The sequence below is a fragment of the Streptomyces misionensis genome (genome assembly GCF_007896895.1).
Lineage (GTDB): Bacteria > Actinomycetota > Actinomycetes > Streptomycetales > Streptomycetaceae > Streptomyces > Streptomyces misionensis_A.
The window spans coordinates 1-3900 of record NZ_VOGW01000077.1; the positions used below are offsets into that span (position 1 = coordinate 1).

At 69.4% G+C, this 3900-nt stretch carries 2 protein-coding genes; both read left to right on the forward strand.

Annotated elements, in window-relative coordinates; genetic code table 11:
• Positions 1 to 382 (forward strand): exonuclease SbcCD subunit D C-terminal domain-containing protein (locus tag FRZ03_RS13745; RefSeq protein WP_186785408.1); only part of this gene is annotated, 382 nt, incomplete at its 5' end.
• Positions 382 to 3390 carry an AAA family ATPase gene (locus FRZ03_RS13750; RefSeq protein WP_146465434.1) on the forward strand — a complete coding sequence of 1003 codons (3009 nt, stop codon included), beginning with the start codon at positions 382 to 384 and terminating at the stop codon, positions 3388 to 3390. The genes FRZ03_RS13745 and FRZ03_RS13750, both read left to right, overlap by 1 nt.
• Positions 3391 to 3900 lie beyond the last annotated feature (510 nt).

Below are 3900 nucleotides of genomic sequence, written 5' to 3' on the forward strand. Positions count from 1 at the left end.
GCCCTGCCCGGCTCCCCACCGCCTGGAACGCCTGCAAGGCCCCCTTGAGGACCTCCTCAACGACCCCGCCCACGAACCCCTCAAGGACGCCTGGCTCGAGGTCACCCTCACCGACCCGGCCCTGCCCTTCGAAGCCATGGCCCGGCTGCGCCGCCGCTTCCCCCACACGCTCAGCCTCAAGCACCTGCGCGCCTTCATCCCCGCCCAGGCCACCGACACCCCCACCTACACCGAACGCGTCCGCGGCCGCACCGAACTCGACATCGCCTGCGACTTCATCGCCGACCTGCGCGGCAGCGCACCCACGCCCGACGAACACGCCCTGCTGCAGCAGGCCGTCGACGCCGCCCGCGTGAACGAACTGCAGAAGGAAACCGTCTGATGCGCCTGCACCACCTCACTCTGCAGGCCTTCGGGCCCTTCGCCGGCACCCACACCGTCGACTTCGACGCCCTGTCCGCCGACGGCCTGTTCCTCCTGCACGGCGACACCGGCGCCGGGAAAAGCACCCTGTTCACCGCCATCTGCTTCGCCCTGTACGGCGAACCCCCAGTCGACCGCGACCTGATGCTGCGCAGCCACCACGCCCCAGCCGACCTGCTCACCCAGGTCACCCTCGACGTCACCATCTCCGGCCACCGGCTGCGCATCGACCGCGTCCCCCAGCAGATGCGCCCCAAGAAGAACGGCACGGGCGAAACCCTGCAGAAGGCCGAGACCCGGCTCAGCCAGTGGACCACCGACTCAGCCGGAAAGGGCCACTGGGAGGCCTCCAGCAAGTCCCACCAGGAGACAGGCAAGGAGATCAAGGACCTGCTCGGCATGAGCCGGACCCAGTTCTGCCAGGTCGTTCTCCTGCCACAGAACGAGTTCACCAAGTTCCTCTACGCCGATGCCGGCAAGCGCCGCGAACTCCTCGGCAAGCTCTTCCACACTGACCGGTACGCCTTCATCGAACGCTGGCTGAGCGAGCACAGCCGCACCATCCAGAAGAGCCGCGACGCCGCCTGCGACGAGGTGCTGCACCTGGCGGCCCGCATCCACCAGGCCGCCGGCCCGGACCTGAAATCCCAGTACGACGCTCCCAGCGCCGACGCCGCACACGACTTGACCGACCCCGCTCTGGCCTGGGCAGGCGACCTCATCCAGGCCAGCCAGGCCGACGCCCTGACCGCACAGGCCGACGCCGAGAACGCAAAGAAGAACCAGCTCGCCCACCAAAAGCTGGAAGCAGCCGCCCGCGAACTGCACAGGCAGCAGACCACCTACGCCACCGCCCGTGAACAACTGGACCGGCTGGACGAGCAGACCCCGCACCAAGAAGCCCTCAGCCGGCGCCGGGACCAGGCTCGGCGCGCCCAGCAATTGGCACCCCTGCTGCACGCCCTCAGCACCGCCCGCGCCGACCACACCCGCGCCCAGAGCCGTGAAAGCGACGCCCGCACCCAGCTCCTTCCCGAGCATGCCGCACTGGACGCCGCCGGCCTCGCCACGGCCGGACAGCACATCCGCGACGACATAGCCGTATTGAATACCCTCCTTCCTGAGGAGACGGGACTTCACGAGCTCACCGCCGAACTGAAGCGGACCGACGCCGAGCGGCAGGACTTCGCCATCCAGCAGCGCACTGCACGTGACTGGCTCGAAAAGGAGACCGCCCAGCGCGCCGCCCTGGAGATCCGCCGGGAGACGGCCCGCGAGGCCGAGGAAGAAAGCCGGCGCCAGCAGACCCAGCTGAACAGCCTGAGCGACCGCGTGGCGGCCGCCGAACGCCGCGACGCCCACCGTGCCCAGATCACCACCACCGAGCAGCGCCTGGCCACCGCCCAGGACAAAACCGACAAGGCCGCCCAGGCCCACATCGACATCCGCCGCCGACGCACCGAAGGAATGGCCGCCGAACTCGCCACCGGCCTCACCGACGGCGCACCATGCCCGGTATGCGGCTCCTGCTCCCACCCCCAGCCCGCCCAGGCACCTGACGGGCATCCCACGCGCGAGGACGAACAAGCCGCCGAGGAGACCCACCAGCGCCTCCAGCAGCAGCGCGACAAGATCGCGGCCGAGCTGCACAAGCTGCGCGAGGACGCCGCCGCTGCCACGGGCGAAGCCGGCGACACCCCGCTGGCCAGCCTCAAAGCCGACCACGAAACACTCACCACGCAGCTGGCCGACTCCCTCAAGCGAGCCGCCGACCGCAGGGGCGCCGAGGAGGAACTCCTCGCCCTCGACCGTGAACACACGGCCATGACCCAGCAGGACAGCACCGCAACCGCAGGCCTGTCCGACCGCAACGCCCACTACGACAATCGGTCCCAGCGGCACGCAGAACTCACCGCAAAACTCGACGCCGCCCGCGGCACCGCCCCCACCCTCGCGGCCCGCATCGACGACCTCACCCGCACCGCCAACCGTCTCGAGCAGGCAGCCGAGGCATCCCGCACCGCCGACACCGCCACCCAGACCCTGCACACACGCACCAGCGAAGCCACCGACGCCGCCACAGCCCAGGGCTTCGACACACTCACCGACGCCGAACAGGCCCTGCTCAGCGACCAGGACCTGACCGACCTCGAAGAAGCGATCAACACGTGGCGCGAGGCCCGCGCCTCCCACCAAGCCGTCCTCGACGACCCCGCCCTACAGCAAGCAGCCGCCCAGCCGGCCGTCGACATCGAAACCGCGGCAACCCTGCGCGCTACAGCAGACGACCAGCACGCACAAGCAGTCACCGCCTCCAGCACCGCACAGACCCGCACCACCGAACTCACCACCCTCACTGCCACCCTGGCCGAAGTCGTCGAGCGCCTCAAAGCACTCGAGCAGGCCCACCACACCGCCCGCCACCTCGCCGACCTCGCCACCGGCACCGCCCCCGGCACCCGCATCCGCATGCAACTGGAGGCCTACGTCCTGGCCGCCCGCCTCGAACAGGTCGTCACCGCCGCCAACACCCGCCTGCACCTCATGTCCGAAGGCCGCTACGCCCTGCGCCACTCCGACCACCAAGCCGCCCACGGAGCCCGCTCCGGCCTCGGCCTGGAAATCACCGACGCCTGGACCGGCCACCCCCGCAAGACCGACACCCTCTCCGGCGGCGAATCCTTCTTCGCCTCCCTCTCACTCGCCCTCGGCCTGGCCGACGTCGTCACCCACGAAGCCGGCGGCAACCCCCTGGACACCCTCTTCATCGACGAAGGCTTCGGCACCCTCGACGACGACACCCTCCACAACGTCCTCGACGTCCTGGACTCCCTACGCGCCCACGACCGCACCGTCGGCGTCATCAGCCACATCCCCGAACTACGCCGCCGCATCACCCAGCGCCTCCATGTCCGCAAAGGCCCCACCGGCTCCACCCTCGCCCACCTGACCGAAGCAGCCGAATAAGCTGCTCAGGAGAGCGGAGCATCCGCCACGCCCTCCTGAGCACCCAGCCGACCCCACGGAGCGCCGCACCTCCATGGCCCCCGACATCGAGCTACGGCCCCACCAAAAGAAGCCGTCGCCGCCGCTACCGCTACACTCCGCCACCACACCCGCGCGAGCGTGATCGCCGCCTGCGGCACAGGCAAAACCCTGATCGCCGCCCGCACCACCGCCCGCATCGCCCCCTAACGCTCGGAGGGGGGTTTGTTGGTGTACCACGGGTTTGTTGGCCTGGTGTGTTGTGGGTTGGTTGAGAGTGGCCGGGTGCGCGGTTCCAGTGGGTAGTTCGGGGTGTGAGCTGGGGTTGTGTCGTGCGCGCTGAGTGGGGCCGGGTTCATTGTGGGTTTCGTCAGCGTGTAAAGGCTCGGTTCGCGTTTGTGCTGGTCAGCGCTGTTTTGCCTGTTCGGTGGGTGGGGGTTAGCGGTTGCGGGTGGGGCGGTTGTGTTGTTCGGCGAGGTGGTCGAGTTGTAC

Coding starts and splice junctions, on each gene's coding strand:
- FRZ03_RS13750 (WP_146465434.1), top strand. CDS start 382: ATGCGCCTGCACCACCTCACTCTGCAGGCCTTCGGGCCCTTCGCCGGC.